Source organism: Streptomyces sp. NBC_00490, assembly GCF_036013645.1.
GTDB classification, from domain to species: Bacteria; Actinomycetota; Actinomycetes; order Streptomycetales; family Streptomycetaceae; genus Streptomyces; species Streptomyces canus_F.
This window is the reverse complement of record NZ_CP107869.1, coordinates 5,574,628-5,590,422: the sequence shown is the minus strand read 5'-3', so window position 1 is coordinate 5,590,422 and position 15,795 is coordinate 5,574,628. Positions and strand designations below refer to the sequence as shown.

General features: G+C 73.2%; 15 protein-coding genes. 2 read left to right on the top strand and 13 right to left on the bottom strand.

All coding sequences use genetic code 11. The features are described from left to right. Positions 1-61: 61 nt before the first annotated feature. The 13 genes from OG381_RS25405 to OG381_RS25345 form a co-directional block, all read right to left on the bottom strand. Positions 62-1,282 carry an ABC transporter permease gene (locus tag OG381_RS25405; protein ID WP_327718370.1) on the bottom strand — a complete coding sequence of 407 codons (1,221 nt, stop codon included), beginning with the start codon at positions 1,280-1,282 and terminating at the stop codon, positions 62-64. Continuing rightward, positions 1,279-1,989 (bottom strand): ABC transporter ATP-binding protein, encoded by a 711-nt coding sequence (locus OG381_RS25400; RefSeq protein WP_327718368.1) that lies wholly within the window; start codon positions 1,987-1,989, stop codon positions 1,279-1,281. Before OG381_RS25400 ends, OG381_RS25405 begins: the two co-directional genes overlap by 4 nt. Next, positions 1,986-3,242, bottom strand: a complete 1,257-nt coding sequence (locus tag OG381_RS25395; protein ID WP_327718367.1) for a peptidoglycan-binding domain-containing protein — start codon at positions 3,240-3,242, stop codon at positions 1,986-1,988. The genes OG381_RS25400 and OG381_RS25395 overlap by 4 nt, the downstream gene beginning before the upstream one ends. A 2-nt stretch (positions 3,243-3,244) precedes the next feature. Next, entirely contained in the window at positions 3,245-3,811 is a 567-nt protein-coding gene (locus tag OG381_RS25390) for a hypothetical protein (RefSeq protein ID WP_327718366.1), read from the bottom strand. A gap of 178 nt (positions 3,812-3,989) precedes the next feature. Next, entirely contained in the window at positions 3,990-4,403 is a 414-nt protein-coding gene (locus OG381_RS25385; RefSeq protein ID WP_307028024.1) for a DUF3151 domain-containing protein, read from the bottom strand. A gap of 41 nt (positions 4,404-4,444) precedes the next feature. Continuing rightward, complete coding sequence (locus OG381_RS25380) at positions 4,445-5,911, bottom strand: MFS transporter (protein WP_327718365.1); 1,467 nt, start codon at positions 5,909-5,911, stop codon at positions 4,445-4,447. Positions 5,912-5,972: 61 nt separating this feature from the next. Continuing rightward, the gene (gene fbaA / locus OG381_RS25375; protein ID WP_307028028.1) at positions 5,973-6,995 is read right to left on the bottom strand and encodes a class II fructose-bisphosphate aldolase; all 1,023 of its coding nucleotides are present in this window, start codon (positions 6,993-6,995) and stop codon (positions 5,973-5,975) included. Positions 6,996-7,125: 130 nt separating this feature from the next. Continuing rightward, complete coding sequence (gene pyrE, locus OG381_RS25370) at positions 7,126-7,677, bottom strand: orotate phosphoribosyltransferase (RefSeq protein ID WP_267015326.1); 552 nt, start codon at positions 7,675-7,677, stop codon at positions 7,126-7,128. 10 nt (positions 7,678-7,687) lie between these two features. Beyond that, entirely contained in the window at positions 7,688-8,476 is a 789-nt protein-coding gene (locus tag OG381_RS25365; protein ID WP_327718364.1) for an aldose epimerase family protein, read from the bottom strand. Positions 8,477-8,529: 53 nt separating this feature from the next. After that, a complete protein-coding gene (locus tag OG381_RS25360; protein WP_327718363.1) occupies positions 8,530-9,753 on the bottom strand; it encodes an SRPBCC domain-containing protein in 1,224 nt (407 codons plus the stop codon). Between the two features lie 74 nt (positions 9,754-9,827). After that, positions 9,828-11,459 (bottom strand): polyamine aminopropyltransferase, encoded by a 1,632-nt coding sequence (locus tag OG381_RS25355; RefSeq protein WP_327718362.1) that lies wholly within the window; start codon positions 11,457-11,459, stop codon positions 9,828-9,830. A gap of 125 nt (positions 11,460-11,584) precedes the next feature. Further along, positions 11,585-12,121, bottom strand: a complete 537-nt coding sequence (locus OG381_RS25350) for a DUF2617 family protein (RefSeq protein WP_327718361.1) — start codon at positions 12,119-12,121, stop codon at positions 11,585-11,587. A gap of 383 nt (positions 12,122-12,504) precedes the next feature. Beyond that, positions 12,505-12,735, bottom strand: coding sequence for a hypothetical protein (locus OG381_RS25345; RefSeq protein WP_327718360.1), 231 nt, complete (start codon positions 12,733-12,735; stop codon positions 12,505-12,507). Between the two features lie 525 nt (positions 12,736-13,260). Here OG381_RS25345 and OG381_RS25340 point away from each other — a divergent pair. Both OG381_RS25340 and OG381_RS25335 read left to right on the top strand, forming a co-directional pair. Further along, positions 13,261-14,421 (top strand): pyridoxal phosphate-dependent aminotransferase, encoded by a 1,161-nt coding sequence (locus tag OG381_RS25340; RefSeq protein ID WP_307028046.1) that lies wholly within the window; start codon positions 13,261-13,263, stop codon positions 14,419-14,421. A 164-nt stretch (positions 14,422-14,585) separates the two neighbouring features. After that, complete coding sequence (locus OG381_RS25335) at positions 14,586-15,776, top strand: hypothetical protein (RefSeq protein WP_443061934.1); 1,191 nt, start codon at positions 14,586-14,588, stop codon at positions 15,774-15,776. Positions 15,777-15,795 lie beyond the last annotated feature (19 nt).

Sequence of the window (15,795 nt, the reverse complement as noted above, 5' to 3'; positions counted from 1 at the left end):
CAGGGACTCAACGTGACTCCTGTTCCGTACGGGACCGTCGGCGCGGAATGTCCGACGGTACTCATGTGCCGGCCAGCGCCTCCGTCGGCGCCAGCCCGCTCGCCCGGACCGCCGGGTACAGGCCGGCGATGACGCCGATGAGCAGTGTCGCGGCGACGCCCGCCACGCTCGCCCAGACCGGGACGACCGTAGGCCAGTCGCGGCTGAGGGCATAGCCCGCGGTGATGAGGGTGCCGAGGACCGTTCCGGCGAGGCCGCCGATGAGGGAGAGCAGCAGGGACTCCGTCACGAACTGCGTGCGGATCTGGCCCCGGGTCGCCCCGAGGGCGCGGCGCAGACCGATCTCCCCGCGCCGCTCCAGGACCGAGATGACCATGGTGTTGCCCACACCCACACCGCCGACGAGCAGGGCGACCCCTCCGAGGCCGAGCAGCAGTCCGGTCAGCGCGGACTCGGTGGCCTCCCGGGCGGCGAGCGCGTCGGAGGGCCGTGAGATGCGTACCTCGCCCGGATTCTCGGGGTGGGCCGTGGCCGGGAGCACCGCCCGTACCGCGGTGACCTCGCTGTCCTCGGCGCGGACGTACACCGTCGACGGGTGGCCCTCGAAGCGCAGATAGGTCCGGGCCGCCGACCAGCCGACCAGGGCGGCACTGTCGAGCTCCGGAGCGAGCGGCACCGGGTCGAGGACGCCGATCAGCGAGAACCAGCGGCCGCCGAGCCAGAGACGGGTTCCCGGGGAGTACACGTCGAGCCGCCGGGCGGCCGTGGCGCCGAGGACGACGGCGGGGTACTCGCCGGTCGCGGAGTCCAGCCAGCGGCCCCGGCGGACCTGACCGCCGACGGCGGGAAGGAGCTCGCGCCCGGCCGCGAGAACGGTCAGTGAGCCGGTGCGGCCGATGGCGATGCGCTCGTTGCGGTACACGTGGGCGTCGGTCGCGCCGGTCGCCGCGACCTGCCGCACCGGCGGGATCCGGCGGATCATCGGGACGGCCTCGTAGGGCAGTTCGGCCTTCTCCCCCGCGAGGGACTCGCCGGGGGCGACCCGCAGCAGGTTGGTACCGAGGGCGTCGAGCCGCCGGTCCACCTCCGCCTGTCCGGAGCCGGAGATGCCGACCACCGCGATCATGGCGGCGACACCGATGGCGATACCGAGCGCGGACAGGAAGACCCGCAACGGCCGGGTCCGCAGACCGGTCCCGCCGAGCCGTACGACATCGGCGGGCCGCAACCGCGCGGCGCGCGGCGGTTCCCGCAGGGCGGGGTTCGGCACGCTGTCCTTCACCGGTGCGCTCCGCTCGTCGTGCCGCGCACCGGGTCGCCGACCAGCCGGCCGTCGCGCATCTCGATACGGCGGGGCAGCCGGGCGGCGATCTCCCGGTCATGGGTGATGACCACGACCGTCGTACCGCCCTCGTGCAGTTCGCGCAGCAGGTCCAGTACGGCGGCTCCCGACGCGGAGTCGAGGTTTCCGGTCGGTTCGTCCGCCAGCAGCACCGCCGGTCCGCCGACCACCGCGCGGGCGACCGCGACGCGCTGCCGCTCGCCGCCGGAGAGCTGGTGCGGCAGATGGTGGACGCGGTGGCTGAGCCCGACCCGGGCCAGCGCGGCGGCGGCCCTGGCCCGGCGGCGGCGCACCGGGACGCCCGCGTAGAGCAGGCCGTCGGCCACCGAGTCGAGTACCGGGACGCCGACCGCCAGGTGGAACTGCTGGAAGACGAAGCCGATCCGGGTGGCCCGCAGCGCGGAGACCTCGCGGTCGGACAGCCGCGCCACGTCGTGGCCGTCGATCAGGACACGGCCGGCGGAGGGCCGGTCGAGGCTGCCCATGAGGTGGAGCACGCTGGACTTGCCGGAGCCCGACGGGCCGACCACGCCGACCAGTTCGCCGCGCCCGATGCGCAGACTCACGTCACGGACCGCGGTCACCGGGCCGGGATACGTCTTGGAGACCGCGTCGAACTCCACGACCGCGGGCGGACGTTCACTCACTCCGGGATCCTCACCTTCATGCCCTCGCGGACCGCGGGACCGCTGACCTCCACCTTGCCGTCGGCGAACAGCCCCGTCCGTACGGCGACGAACCGGCCCTGCTCGGTCTCCAGTCCGTGCCCGCCCTCGGCGAGGGCGACCAGCGCGGCGACCGGTACGGCGAGGACGTCCTTGGCCTCACGCCCCACGTACTCGACGGTGACGGGCCCGCTCTCCAGGCGCCCCACGGACTTCTGGTCCCGGATGGTGACGGTCACCGGCACCGTGGCGCCGCCCTGCTCCGGGTCGCCCTCGCCGCCCCCCTCGGGCGCCGCCTGCTTCCCCACCGACGCCACCTCGCCCTTCACGGTCGTCCCGTCGGGCAGCCGGACGCGGACCCCCGTACCGCGTACGGCCCAGGCGGCGTCCGCGGCGGAGGCGTCGACGACGACCTTCCGGGCGGTACCGGTGTAGGTGAGGGTGTTCTCTCCGGCGGCGCCGCCGAGCCGGACGCCCGGCCGACCGATCCGGACCAGGCCCGTGGAGTAGACGACGTCACCGATGCCGACCGTCCCGGTCTCGGGCAGCCCGAGCGACCTCTGCCAGCGCTCGACCGCCTGGGCCGTCTTCGCGGTGAACGTCTCGTCCACCGTGAAGCCGGTGTAGCCGAGTGCGGCCAGGTTGGTCTCGAACTGGAGGACATCCATGCCCTTGAGCTCCGTCGGCGCGGACGGCTCGGCCGAGGCCGGCGGCTCGGTCGGCGCGGCGCGTTCACCGTCGGCCCCGGATCCCGAGGCCTCGGTGGACTCGGAGTCGGTCGGGTCGGTCGTGCCCGTCGTATCGGTCGTGGCGGTCAGCCCCAGGTCCCGGTACATGGGCAGCCTCCCGTACAGGAGCACCACGGGGCGGTCGTCGACACGGAGCAGCGCGCCACCGCGCCGCACCGTGACACCCTGCTCCGGCAGCCAGGTCACCGTGCCCGTCGCCCTGACCGGCAGCGGTATCTCCGTGCCGTAGCCCAACCGGCCGTCCACCTGGGTGCGTTCGGTCAGTGTCGCGCGGGTGACCGCGACGACCGAGCCGGCCCGGGAGGGTGCGCTCGGGCCCTCCTCCGCGCCACCGCCGAGCCCGAGAGCTCCGACGACGGCGACGGCCGTCACGACGACGGCCCCGGCGGAGGCGAGGAGCGCCGTACGCCGCCTCGGTCCGCCGCGCGCCGGCAGCGGCACCGCACCGGCCGCTCCCGCCGTGTCCGTGGTGTCCACATCCGCCATGATCAGCCCTTGCCGGGGCTCGGAGTCGCCGGAACCCCGATGATCGGCCCGCAGATACGGGTGGCCCGCTTCGCACCGGCCGAGGTCTGGTCCCACTCGCCCTGGCCGAGACCGTCGGGCCCCGGGTCGGGGAAGTCGGCGGCGCCGTTCTTCTGCATGCACGCGGCGTACTCGCGCTCCACCTCGATCTGCTCGGCGGAGAGCGGGGGCTGGTTGCCCTTCTCGAGGCTCTCGGGCACGGCGGGCAGGTCCTTGCCGCACTTCTGGGTGGCGGTCAGGAACTTGGGGTCCTTCTTCAGGGCGCGCAGAATGTCGGCGCCGCCGAAGTCGATGTTCCCCTTGGCGTCCGGGTCCGGGGCGTCGACGCCGTTCTCCCGGAGGCACTTCACGTACTCCCGCCGGGCCTGCACATACGCGGCCACGTCGTCCCCGGCGCTCTGCGAGGCCGACACGCCCGTGCCGCCGTCTGCCGTCGGGACCCCCGCCCCCTCGTCACCGCTCCCGCAGCCGCCGACCACGAACACCACGACCGAGGCCGCCACGGCCGGCAGTATCCGATACGTCCCCATCGGTTCTCCCGCTCTCCTGTCGAACCCGTCCGCGACCGCGCCGGGCAGGCCGACCGTAGGGCGGAGCCGATGAAGAACTGTTGAAGAACCTGTCAGCCGGTCATGCGGCCGCGAGGGGGCGGGAAAAGCGCGGGGCCCGCCCGGTCACCGCCGGACGGGCCCCGCACCGGAGCCTTCCCTAGCCCAGCGTCTGTGCCGCCGTGGGCGAGGAGTCCTTCAGGAACTGCGAGCAGCGCTCGTACTCCTCCTGCTCACCGATCGACCCCGCGGCGCGGGCGAGGGCGTGCAGGGCGCGCAGGAAACCGCGGTTCGGCTCGTGCTCCCACGGCACCGGGCCGTGGCCCTTCCAGCCGTTGCGGCGCAGCGAGTCCAGACCGCGGTGGTAGCCCGTACGGGCGTAGGCGTACGACTCCACGACGCTGCCCCGCTCGAAGGCGTCGTCGGCCAGCCGGGCCCAGGCCAGCGAGGACGTCGGGTACTTCGCGGCGACATCGGCGGGCGCGGTACCGGCGGCCAGCAGCTCACGCGGCCCGGGGTCGTCGGGGAGGTGGGTCGGGGGCGGTCCCCCGAGGAGATTTTCGTGAATCGACATGGGTCAAGTCTCCTCCATCGGCGGGGCGGCCGAGGGCCCCGCTAGACCAGACGCTTCCGCGCCGGCCGACCCTCCAGCGGAGGCGCCATGACGGACCCGTGGTGGAGGCACTCCGGCCGGACACAGTCCGGCGGCAGGGTGCGTACGGTCGCGAAGGCCACGCCCGCTCCCAGCACCAGCAGCCCGGCACACACCGTCATCGCCCGCCCGAACGCCTCGTCGAAGGCGGCCGGCGACCGGTACGCCTCCTCCCCCATCCCGGCGATCAGCGGCAGCGCGGCCACCGCGATCAGGCCCGCCGCCCGGGCGGCCGCGTTGTTGACACCGCTGGCCAGACCCGCCCGTCCCACGTCCACGGAGGCCAGGACGGTCGCGGTCAGCGGGGCGACCAGGCCGACCATGCCGAGGCCCAGGACCAGCAGGGCGGGCAGGACGTCGGCGACGTACGAGGCGTCCTCGCCGACCCGCAGCATCAGCAGCATCCCCGCCGCGCACAGCAGCGGCCCGACGGTCAGCGGGATGCGGGGGCCGATGCGGTCGGCGAGGGCGCCCGAGCGGGCGGAGAACAGCAGCATCAGGGCGGTGGTCGGCAGCAGGGCCGTCCCCGCGCCGAGGGCCGTGTAGCCGGAGACGACCTGGAGCTGGAGCGCGGCCAGGAAGAAGAAGCCGCCGAAGGCCGCGTAGACGCAGAGCGTGACGAGGTTGACGGCGGTGAACTGCCTCGACGCGAAGATGTCGAGCGGCATCATCGGGTCCGGGCGGCGCTTCTCGACGACCACGAAGGCCACCCCCGCGGCCACCCCGGCGACCGCCGCGACGACGACCGCCACGGACCCCCCGCGCGCCTCGATCAGCGCGTACGTCACGAACGCCAGGGCCAGCGCGCCCAGTACCGCGCCGAGCACGTCGAAACGGGTGTGGACCCGCCCGTCCCCGGACTCCGGGACATGACGCACCGCGATCGGGGCGCACAGCAGCGCCACCGGCACGTTCAGCAGGAACACCCAGCGCCAGCCCGGTCCGTCCACCAGCCAGCCGCCCAGGAACGGCCCCACCGCTGCTCCGATGCCGCCGAACCCGGACCACAGGCCGACGGCCCGGCCCCGGTCGTCGGGGTGGAAGGAGGCCTGGATGAGGGCGAGCGAGCCGGGGGTGAGGAGCGCGCCGCCGACCCCTTGCAGGGCGCGGGCGGCGATCAGGACACCGGCGTTCGGCGCGAGTCCGCACAGCAGGGAGGCGGCGGCGAACCAGACCACGCCCACGACGAAGACCTTGCGCCGCCCGTAGCGGTCCCCGAGCGATCCCCCCAGCAGGATCAGCCCGGCCAGCGTCAGCATGTACGCGTTGACCGTCCACTGGAGGGCGGCGAGATCCGCGTCCAGGTCTTCGCCGATACGGGGAAGCGCCACGTTGACGACGGTCGAGTCCAGCAGGGCCATGCTGGAGCCGAGCACAGTGGTCAGCAGGATCCACTTGCCTTGCGGCGAGGACAGCCGGACATCGGACATGCCCCAGGTATACAGCGAGCCCGGCGCCGTAGACAGACGCCGGGCTCGTGAGGATCTCGGGTTACTTGAGCTTCGTACCCGTGGAACGCAGGTTGGCGCAGGCCTCCGTCACGCGCGCGGCCATGCTCGCCTCGGCCAGCTTGCCCCAGGTGCGCGGGTCGTAGGTCTTCTTGGAGCCGACCTCGCCGTCGACCTTCAGGACACCGTCGTAGTTGCGGAACATGTGGTCCGCGACCGGGCGGGTGAAGGCGTACTGCGTGTCCGTGTCGATGTTCATCTTCACGACGCCGTTGTCCAGCGCGAGCGCGATCTCCGCCTCGGTGGAGCCGGAGCCGCCGTGGAAGACGAAGTCGAACGGGGACGCCTTGCCGTACTTGGCGGCCACGCCCTCGTTCAGCTCCTTGAGGAGCTCGGGGCGCAGGACGACGTTGCCCGGCTTGTAGACACCGTGCACGTTGCCGAAGGAGGCGGCGAGCAGGTAGCGGCCCTTCTCACCGAGGCCGAGGGCCTCGACGGTACGGATCGCGTCGTCGACCGTGGTGTAGAGGGAGTCGTTGATCTCGTGCGAGACGCCGTCCTCCTCGCCACCGGTCGGGGTGATCTCGACCTCGAGGATGATCTTCGCGGCGCGGGCGCGCTCGAGGAGCTCCTGCGCGATGGTCAGGTTGTCCGCGAGGGTCTCGGCCGAGCCGTCCCACATGTGCGACTGGAAGAGCGGGTTCTCGCCGCGGGCGACGCGCTCCTCCGACACCGCGAGCAGCGGACGTACATACCCGTCGAGCTTGTCCTTGGGGCAGTGGTCCGTGTGCAGCGCGACGGTGATGTCGTACTTCTTGGCGACGATGTGCGCGAACTCGGCAAGAGCCACCGAACCGGTGACCATGTCCTTGTTGTACTGACCGCCCAGGAACTCGGCGCCACCGGTCGAGATCTGGATGATGCCGTCGCTCTCGGCCTCGGCGAAGCCGCGCAGCGCCGCGTGCAGGGTCTGCGTCGAGGTGACGTTGATGGCCGGGTAGGCGAACTTGCCCGCCTTCGCCCGGTCGAGCATCTCGTTGTAGACCTCGGGAGTTGCGATGGGCATCTGACCGCTCCTTGATTGTGCGGGTTGGCTGGTTCCTTACGGCCCTGACCTAGGGGGCGACGTCATCGTCGGCCCCATCTTTCCAGACTTGACCGGATGGTCCGCCCTCACGTCTCAGCCTGTGGATAACTCAGTCGAGGCCCAGCTCATCCTTGGAGAAGGCGAAGCGATACGGAACCCCCGCGCCCTCCTGAATCTTCTCCGCCGCACCGGTCGCGCGGTCCACGATCGTGGCGACGGCGACGACCTCGGCGCCCGCCTCCCGCACGGCCTCGACCGCGGTGAGCGGGGAGCCGCCGGTGGTGGAGGTGTCCTCGACGACCAGGACCCGGCGGCCCGCGATGTCGGGGCCCTCGACGCGGCGCTGGAGGCCGTGCGCCTTGGCGGCCTTGCGGACGACGAAGGCGTCGAGCTTCTGGCCGCGGGCGGCGGCCGCGTGCAGCATGGCGGCGGCGACCGGGTCGGCGCCCATCGTCAGGCCGCCCACCGCGTCGAAGTCGAGGTCGGCGGTGAGGTCCAGGAGCACCTGCCCGACCAGCGGGGCGGCTTCCCCGTCCAGGGTGATGCGGCGCAGGTCGACGTAGTAGTCGGCCTCCAGGCCCGAGGAGAGGGTCACCTTGCCGTGGACCACGGCCTTGTCCTTGATCTGCTGCAGCAGCGCGCCGCGTACGTCGTCCGTCATGCCTGCCAGCTTAGAGGCGGCGCCAGCTCCAGGTCGTCGAGGCCTCCAGCGGCTCCAGGGGCGTGACCAGGCGGGGGGCGGTGTTCAGTCCGTTGGGCGGCCCGGTCTGCGGTTCCACGCAGACCGCCTCGGCCTGCTCGTCGTAGACCACGACCCACTCCTCGCGGGAGGCGACGGTGAGCTCCAGCCGTCCCGGCCAGGTGAGGGTGACGTCCACGCCGCCGGGCATCCCGAAGCAGTCGTCCCAGGGGCCGGGCTTGGGGTCGAGACGGTTGCCGGTGGGCAGGTGGTCGTCGCCGCGCTCCTCCTGCCAGGCGGCGGAGAAGGCCAGCCGCACGTCCTCGCCACCGAGGTTCCTGTTGAACCACGGGTGCCAGCCGATCTGGGCCGGGAAGGAGGAGTCGTACGTCTCGACGGACATCGTGAGCGTCACGGCGTCCGGTGTGAGGGCGACCTGCTGCGTGACCCGGCCCGGGTAGGGCCAGGGCTCGACCAGGTCGTACGTGATGACCGCCTCGTCCGTCGTCGTGCGCGCGACGCGCCAGGCGCCGTCGCGGGCGGTGCCGTGGATGGCGTGCGGCGGGGAGTTGAGCGGCATCTGATGGACCGTCGCCCCGTCCCGGAAACGGCCGTCCCTGATCCGCCCGCACCAGGGCACCATCGGGAAACAGCCGAAGCGCTCGCCCTGCCGCAGCAGTTCGGTACCGCCGACGCGCAGTCCGCCGATCCGGCCGCCGTTTCCCGGCAGCACGGTCACCTCCGCGTCGCCCGCGGTCAGCGTGATGGGTTCGTTACTCACGGGACGACCCTACTGCGGTGATCAAGGGGGTGCTTCCGGCCATCCCCGATTCCTCAGTGCCGCTTGCGCAGCACCCGGCTGACGACGATCGCCGACGCGACGACGACGGCCGCCGCGGGGGCCGCCCAGCGCAGGGCGGAGTGCGGGGCACCGGTGTGCGGAGCGGGCACGGGCGCGTACCGGCCGCGCGGCGGGGCGTGGTCGACCTCCTCCGCACTCCGGCCGATCATCGTGCGGCGCGCGTGCGCGGCTTCGGCGGGGAGGTCGGGGGTGAAGCCGACGGGGGCGGGTTCGGGTTCGACGGGTACGGGGGCGGGCTCGTCGAGGGCGTCCGGGGTGTGCGGGGCTTCGGGGGTGGCGGGTGTGCCGTCGGCGTCGGGACCGGCCTCGGAGTCGCCCGTCGCGGAGGGTGCGGAGTCTCCGGTGGCTTCGGGGGCGAGGGGGGCGGCGGGCCCGGTGGTGTCGCCGTCCTGAGTCGCCGCCGGGCCGGCGTCGGCGGAGTCCGGAACGCCGGCGCCTTCGGCGGCCGAGGACTCGGTGCCCTTGGCTGTCGACGGCTCGGCGGCCGAAGGCCCGTCCTGCTCCGCACCCCCGCCAGCCGCAGGCTCGTCGCGCCCGGTGTTCTCGGCGGTCGAAGGCCCGTCACGCCCGGCACTCTCGGCGGCCGGGGACTCGGTGCCCTTGGCCGTCCGCGACTCGGCGGCCGAAGGCTCGTCCTGCTCCGCACCCCCGCCAGCCGCAGGCTCGTCGCGCCCGGGGGTCTCGGCGGCCGAAGGTTCGGCCTGCTTTGCGTCCCCGTCGGCCGGAGGCTCGGTCGGGTCGGTGGTGTGTGCGGGCTGCGGGCCCCGTTTGGGTTCCGTCGTCGAGCCCAGGTGCTCCGCGAAACGGTTCAGCAGGCGGGTGACGGCCGAGGTGACGGCATCCGCCGGAAGCTCCTTGATGCGACCGTCGGCGGAGGCGGTGCCGGAGAAGGTGAGCCGGGAGCCGCCGTCGGCCTCGTCCACCCTCAGAGTGAGGGCGAGTTTCACCACGCCGGTGCCACGGGCCTCGGTGGCGTCGCCCTCGACGACGTGGGAACCGTCGTCCCGGGCGGAGAGGCGGGCCGAGCCGCGGTAGGTGATGGTGTGGCCGCCGACGCGTACTTTCAGCCGCCCGCTGACGGGCTCGGCGCCTGCGTCCTGCTGGAGCCCGGGAACAGCCCGGGCGAACCGAACGGGATCGGCCAGCGCCTCCCTGAGCCGCTCGGCCGGAACCGGAACGAACACCTCATGCTCCATGGTCACCGAGCCTACCCAGTGGGCGCCGCCGCGCACCCTGGTTGGTTGAAAGTGACCGCGCGTCGGCGCGGGCCTCAATAGCGCGGATGCACCAGCGTCGACACCTCCGACCCCCTGACCCGCGTCTTCTCCGCCGCCCTCCTGTCCGCCTCCAGGCCCGCCCGGGTCAGCGTCCGCTCCGACCCCTCGGCGTCGAGCCGGAGGTCCGGGCGGTGAGTGGAGGCCAGGACGAACCCCCAGTCCCGCGGCGCCCGGCTCGCCCCCGTCGTGCGGTCCGGGCCCGCCGCGAAGCCGGAGTCGCGGCCGCCCACGCAGTACGGCACCGTCCTCAGCCCCGCCGCGCGGATCGTCCTGTCCACAGTCCAGAAGGCGCGGGGGCGGCTCGACACCGGACCGGCGTGCACCACCACGCGGCCGCCCGGAGCCAGCGCCCGCCTGACCAGGCCGTAGAACTCCTGGGAGTACAGCTTCGTGCTGGCCGTGATCCCGGGGTCGGGCAGGTCCGCGATCACCACGTCGTAGACGCCCCGCGGCGCTCCCCGCAGCCAGTTGAAGGCGTCGCCCGTGGTGACCTGGACGCGCCGGTCGTCGTACGCGTGTCCGTTGAGCGCGGACAGTGCCGGGTCCTCGCGGGCCAGCCGCACCACCCCCGCGTCGAGTTCCACGACGTCCACCCGGTGCACATCCGGATGGCGCAGCACCTCGCGGGCCGCCAGGCCGTCCCCGCCGCCCAGGATCAGTACGCGCGCGTGCTCGCCGTGCATCGCGGGGTGGACCAGCGCCTCGTGGTAGCGGTGTTCGTCGCGGCCGCTGACCCGCAGCCGGCCGTCGAGGAAGAGGTCGAGGGGACGCCCTCGCGTGCCGCCGGTGAGGACGACCTCCTGGACGTCGGTCTGGAGGGCCACGCGTACGTCGTCGCCGTACACCGCCTGACGGGCCGCCCGTTCGAAGTCGTCGACCAGGACGGCGGCCGCGGCCAGGGTGCCGAGCACGACGAGGTTGGTGATCAGCAGCAGACAGCGGGCCCGGCAGGACAGGTCCCGGCGGAAGAGGCCCAGCACCAGCGCGCCGCCCACGATCACGTTCACCGTGCCGGTGATCAGGGCGCCCGTCAGCTGGCCCAGCAGCGGCAGCAGCAGGAACGGGAAGGCCAGGCCCCCGACCAGCGCGCCCACGTAGTCCGCCGCGAACAGGTCCGCCACCGCGCCGCCCGGGTCCTGGCGGCGGACGCGCTGGATGAGCTCCATCAGCAGCGGGACCTCGGCGCCGATCAGCAGACCGATGGCGAGGGAGAAGGCGACGAGGAGGCAGCGCGAGCCGTTCGCCCAGATGCCGCCCCAGTCGCCGGTCCAGGCGAAGGCGGCGTACAGGGCCATCGCGCTGAGGCCGCCCACGAGGGCGAGGGCGGCCTCGATCGCGCCGAAGGCGGCGGCCGCGTGCCAGCGCAGCCGCTTGGCGAGGAGCGAGCCGATGCCCATCGCGAAGACCATGACGGACAGCACGACGGAGGCCTGGGTGACCGAGTCGCCGATCAAGTACGAGGCGAGGGCGACCAGTTCGAGTTCGTACACCAGTCCGCACGCGGCGCAGACGAAGACGCAGGCGAGGACCAGGAACCTGCCGATCCCGGGCCGGACGGGAAGCCGCGCGGGCCCGGCCCAGGGCGGCGTGGTGCCGGGTGGAGCGGGCGCGTGCGGTTCGATCACGTTGCGACGGTACGTCATGCCCGGTTCACGCTTCGTCACCCACACGTGTGGAACTGCGGGTCGATCGGGCGCGTGGCGTTTGTACGACGTGAAGGGTGATCTCGCCCGGGATCCCGGGCGTGCCGTCAGACGCCGCTCGGGCTGAGCCGGCCCGCGGGGGCTCTCACCCCCACCCGGGTCCTGGTCGCCACCAGCTGTCCGTCCTGCGGGTAGGCGTGCCAGGTCCGCCACAGCACCTGCCCCTCCTGGCGCTGGGCCAGCAGTGCGGTGAAGGCGTGCGGGCTGCCGGGGAAGACGCCGGCGAGGCCGTGCGGGTGGTCGGAGACGAGGGCCAGCAACTCCTGGGCGCGGCCCGCGAACTGGCCCGGCGAGAGGACCTCCACCCGGGCCGCGAACTCGTACTCCCAGTTGCCGACCCGCTTGGCGACGCCCAGGGGGAGCGGGGTGCTGCTGCCCGGGATGCACGCCACCGTCTCCGAACAGGTGCCCCGCTCCTCCTCCAGGAGCACCTGATGGGACGCTCCGAGGAGTCTCAGTTCCAGCTTCGTGCCATCGAACGCGAGGTCGAGGGTCGCCAGTGCGGGGAGCGGTTCGCGCCCCAGGGCCCAGGCGAGGTCGGCCGCGCGCGTGTCGGTGTACGAGGTTGTCAGGGTCGTGAGCATGGATCGGCTCCGCTAGGCACACAAAGGAAGAAAAGGGAGGGTGTGGGTCCGACGCGCTCGGGTCGACACCGGCGGGGATTCGGCCCGGTCGGCCCGGTCGGAAGATCGGCAGGGGTGGCTCTGGGACGTCCGAAGGGCCGCTGCGTCAGGTGATTTAGAGAGAATCATGAACTGTGGCGCCGTCACAGCGTTTTTACCCAACTTCGTGCGGTTTCCATCCCTCAGAGGGCTCCACAGTTCAACTGTTCAACTACGGCGCACGCCAGGCCCGCCAGAGCGTGCGCCGGAGCGACCGGGTGCTCGCGGCACACGAAGAGCCGGGCCCCACCCCCGTGCGGGCCCGGCTCTCGTGTTCCGGATGCGGAAAGCTCAGCTGCCCCGTGTCAGCTGCCTCCACCGCATCCGCCCCCACCGCCCCCTCCGCAGGACGACCCGCCTCCGCAGGACGAACCGCCGCTGTCTCCTGCGTCGGCCCAGCTGTCGCTGCTGCCGCTGCCGTTGTTGCTGCCGCCGGACGACCGGTGACCCGGCTGCCGGCGGTCGGACCCCGCGATGGCCATCAGGAGCAGGGCCAGGAACACAACCAGCACGATGATCCCGAGAGCCATGGGCATGACGTCCCCCTCTTCCGCGGCTCAGCTGCCGCCGCCGCAGCCGCCCCCGCCGCCGCAGGAGGACCCGCCCCCGCAGGACGAGCTGCTGCCACAGGAGGAGCTGCTGCCACAGGAGGATGACCCGGACGAGCCGCACGACGAGCCGACACCGCCGCTCGCCCCGCCCCCGGCCCACCAGCTGCCACTGCTGTTCCCGCTCCGGCGGCGCCCCCGCGCCCCGGCCCGGCTCCGCGCGGCCCTCCTGTCCCCCCGAACACTGAGGCGTACGACGACGAGTACTGCGGCAATCGCCAGGATGATGCCGATGACCATGGCGTCACCCTCCTTCCGTTTCCCCGAGACGACCCCCCGTGGGCGCCTCGCGTTGTGCGTGCGAGGGAGATGCCCCCGTGTCTCACCAGCCAAAGCAGAGTTGAGGGAATCCAGAGCTTGGGCGCAGGATGACCGCGACGGCCTTCTCCCGCACCGGCGAGAGGGCGGGCCGGTGCGGGCGGCCGGCGAGACGTGCGAGGAGAAGGCTGGGACATGGGCGACAGGGCGCTGCTGAACCGCAGGCTGGACGGATTCGGCACGACGATCTTCGCGGAGATGTCGGCTCTGGCCGTACGGACCGGCGCGATCAACCTCGGGCAGGGTTTCCCGGACACGGACGGCCCCGAGGCCGTACGGGAGGCGGCGGTGCGGGCGCTGCGCGAGGGGCGGGGCAACCAGTACCCGCCCGGGCCCGGCGTCCCCGAGCTGCGCACGGCCGTCACCGACCACCAGCACCGCTTCTACGGCCTGACCTTCGACCCCGACACGGAGGTCCTGGTCACCGCGGGCGCGACGGAGGCCATCGCGGCCACGATGCTCGCGCTCCTCGAGCCGGGCGACGAGGTCATCGCCTTCGAGCCGTACTACGACTCCTACGCGGCGTGCATCAGCATGGCCGGCGCCACCCGCGTCCCGCTGACCCTGCGCGCCCCCGACTTCCGCCCGGACCTCGACGCGCTCCGGGACGCGGTGACCGACCGCACCCGGCTGCTGCTGCTCAACTCCCCGCACAACCCGACCGGCATGGTGCTGACCCGCGAGGAGCTGACGGCCATCGCCGAGCTGGCGGTCGAGCGGGATCTGCTCGTGGTGACCGACGAGGTGTACGAGCACCTGACCTACGACGACGCCGAGCACATCCCGCTGATCTCGCTGCCGGGGATGCGCGACCGTACGGTCTCCATCTCCTCCGCGGGCAAGACGTTCTCCTTCACCGGCTGGAAGGTCGGCTGGATCACCGCGGCCGCGCCGCTGATCGCCGCCGTCCGTACGGCGAAGCAGTTCCTGACGTATGTGTCGTCCGGGCCGTTCCAGTACGCGATCGCGGAGGCGCTGCGGCTGCCGGACAGCTACTTCACCGGCTTCCGCGAGGAGCTGCGCGGCAAGCGCGACATCCTCGCCGACGGGCTCACCGCGGCGGGCTTCGAGGTCTTCCGGCCGCAGGGCACGTACTTCATCACCACCGACATCGCCGCGCTCGGCGAGAAGGACGCGCTGGCCTTCTGCCGCGGCCTGCCGGAACGCTCCGGTGTGGTCGCCGTCCCCAACTCGGTCTTCTACGACGACAAGGAGGCCGGCCGCAGCCAGGTGCGGTTCGCGTTCTGCAAGCGGGACGAGGTGCTGCGCGACGCCGCCGCCCGTCTTCTGCGGTAGCGCGCCGACGCGGGGTCAGGGTCCGCGGTCCGAGGGGCCGGACCCCGGAGCCCGGTGACGTCGGCGGCGGGCCGCGTCACGCCGCCACGCCGGGCGCGGTGAATCCCCACCCGCCCGGGCGCTCAATGCTCGCTTATGACCGCTTTCCCCTGCAATGTGCGGATGTGACTCACGCCAGTACCCTCGCACCGCCCGCCGTCACACACACCGCCGCCGGGCGGGCCGCCCCGCGCGCCCCCCGCGCGGCGACGCTCGGTACGGCTCTCGGCCTGTTCGCGCTCGCCCGGCTCACCGGCGCCGCCGTGCTCGCGGCGACCGCCTGGGCCACCGGGCACCGGCCGCTCGCCCTGCTCGGGCGGTCCTGGGACTCCCGCTGGTACCTGGGCATCGCCGAGCACGGCTACGGCCGCGCCCTGCGCGTCCCCCCGGACCTGGTCTTCAGCGACCTGGCCTTCTTCCCGCTCTACCCGGCGCTGGTGCGGGCGGTGACCGCGCTGAGCCCGCTGAGCGGCGGCGCGGCGGGCCTGCTGGTCTCCTGGACCGCCGCGGCCGTCGCCGCCGCCGGCCTCTACGCGCTCGGCGCACACCTCCACGGCCGGGCTGTCGCCGCGACCCTCGTCCTGCTCTGGGGCCTGCTGCCGCACTCGGTCGTGCTGTCGATGGCGTACACCGAACCCCTGCTGACCGCGTTCGCCGCCTGGTCCCTGTACGCCGTGCTCACCGGCCGCTGGCTGTGGGCGGGCACGCTCGCCACGCTGGCGGGCCTGGCCCGGCCGAACGGGTTCGCGGTCGCGGCGGCGGTGCTGGTGACGGCGGCCTGCGAGATCGGCAGGCGGCGTGGAAAAGTTACCCACAGGCTGTGGACGGGCGCCGCGCTCGCCCCGCTCGGCTGGTGCGCGTACGTGCTGTGGGTCGGGCACCGCGAGGGCGACCTGCTCGGCGGCTACTTCGAGGTGCAGCGCCGCTGGGGCTCACGCTTCGACTTCGGCCGGGGTTCCCTGCACGTCGTGCGCCGTCTGCTGCTCCAGGGCGACCGGCTGGTCTTCCCCATGGCGCTGCTGATCGTCGCGGCGGCGGTCGTGCTGTACGCGCTGCTGCTGGCCGACCGCGCCCCGCTGCCCCTGCTGGTCTACAGCGGTGTCCTCCTGCTGATCACACTGGGCGGCTCGGGCTTCTTCGCGTCGAAGCCCCGCTTCCTGCTCCCCGCCTTCCCGCTCCTGCTGCCGCTCGCGCGGGCGCTGGTGCGGACGGCGAGAGCCCGGCCCTGGCACGCGGCCGTACTGGCCTGCGCCCTGGCCGGGCTCTCGTTCGGCTACGGCGCGTATCTGGTCGTACTCGCCGGTACGCCCCTGTAGTCGGGGTGCCGAGGGTGGC

Coding starts and splice junctions, on each gene's coding strand:
- OG381_RS25395 (WP_327718367.1), bottom strand. CDS start 3,242: ATGGCGGATGTGGACACCACGGACACGGCGGGAGCGGCCGGTGCGGTG.
- OG381_RS25390 (WP_327718366.1), bottom strand. CDS start 3,811: ATGGGGACGTATCGGATACTGCCGGCCGTGGCGGCCTCGGTCGTGGTG.
- OG381_RS25385 (WP_307028024.1), bottom strand. CDS start 4,403: ATGTCGATTCACGAAAATCTCCTCGGGGGACCGCCCCCGACCCACCTC.
- OG381_RS25380 (WP_327718365.1), bottom strand. CDS start 5,911: ATGTCCGATGTCCGGCTGTCCTCGCCGCAAGGCAAGTGGATCCTGCTG.
- fbaA (WP_307028028.1), bottom strand. CDS start 6,995: ATGCCCATCGCAACTCCCGAGGTCTACAACGAGATGCTCGACCGGGCG.
- pyrE (WP_267015326.1), bottom strand. CDS start 7,677: ATGACGGACGACGTACGCGGCGCGCTGCTGCAGCAGATCAAGGACAAG.
- OG381_RS25360 (WP_327718363.1), bottom strand. CDS start 9,753: ATGGAGCATGAGGTGTTCGTTCCGGTTCCGGCCGAGCGGCTCAGGGAG.
- OG381_RS25350 (WP_327718361.1), bottom strand. CDS start 12,121: ATGCTCACGACCCTGACAACCTCGTACACCGACACGCGCGCGGCCGAC.
- OG381_RS25345 (WP_327718360.1), bottom strand. CDS start 12,735: ATGCCCATGGCTCTCGGGATCATCGTGCTGGTTGTGTTCCTGGCCCTG.
- OG381_RS25340 (WP_307028046.1), top strand. CDS start 13,261: ATGGGCGACAGGGCGCTGCTGAACCGCAGGCTGGACGGATTCGGCACG.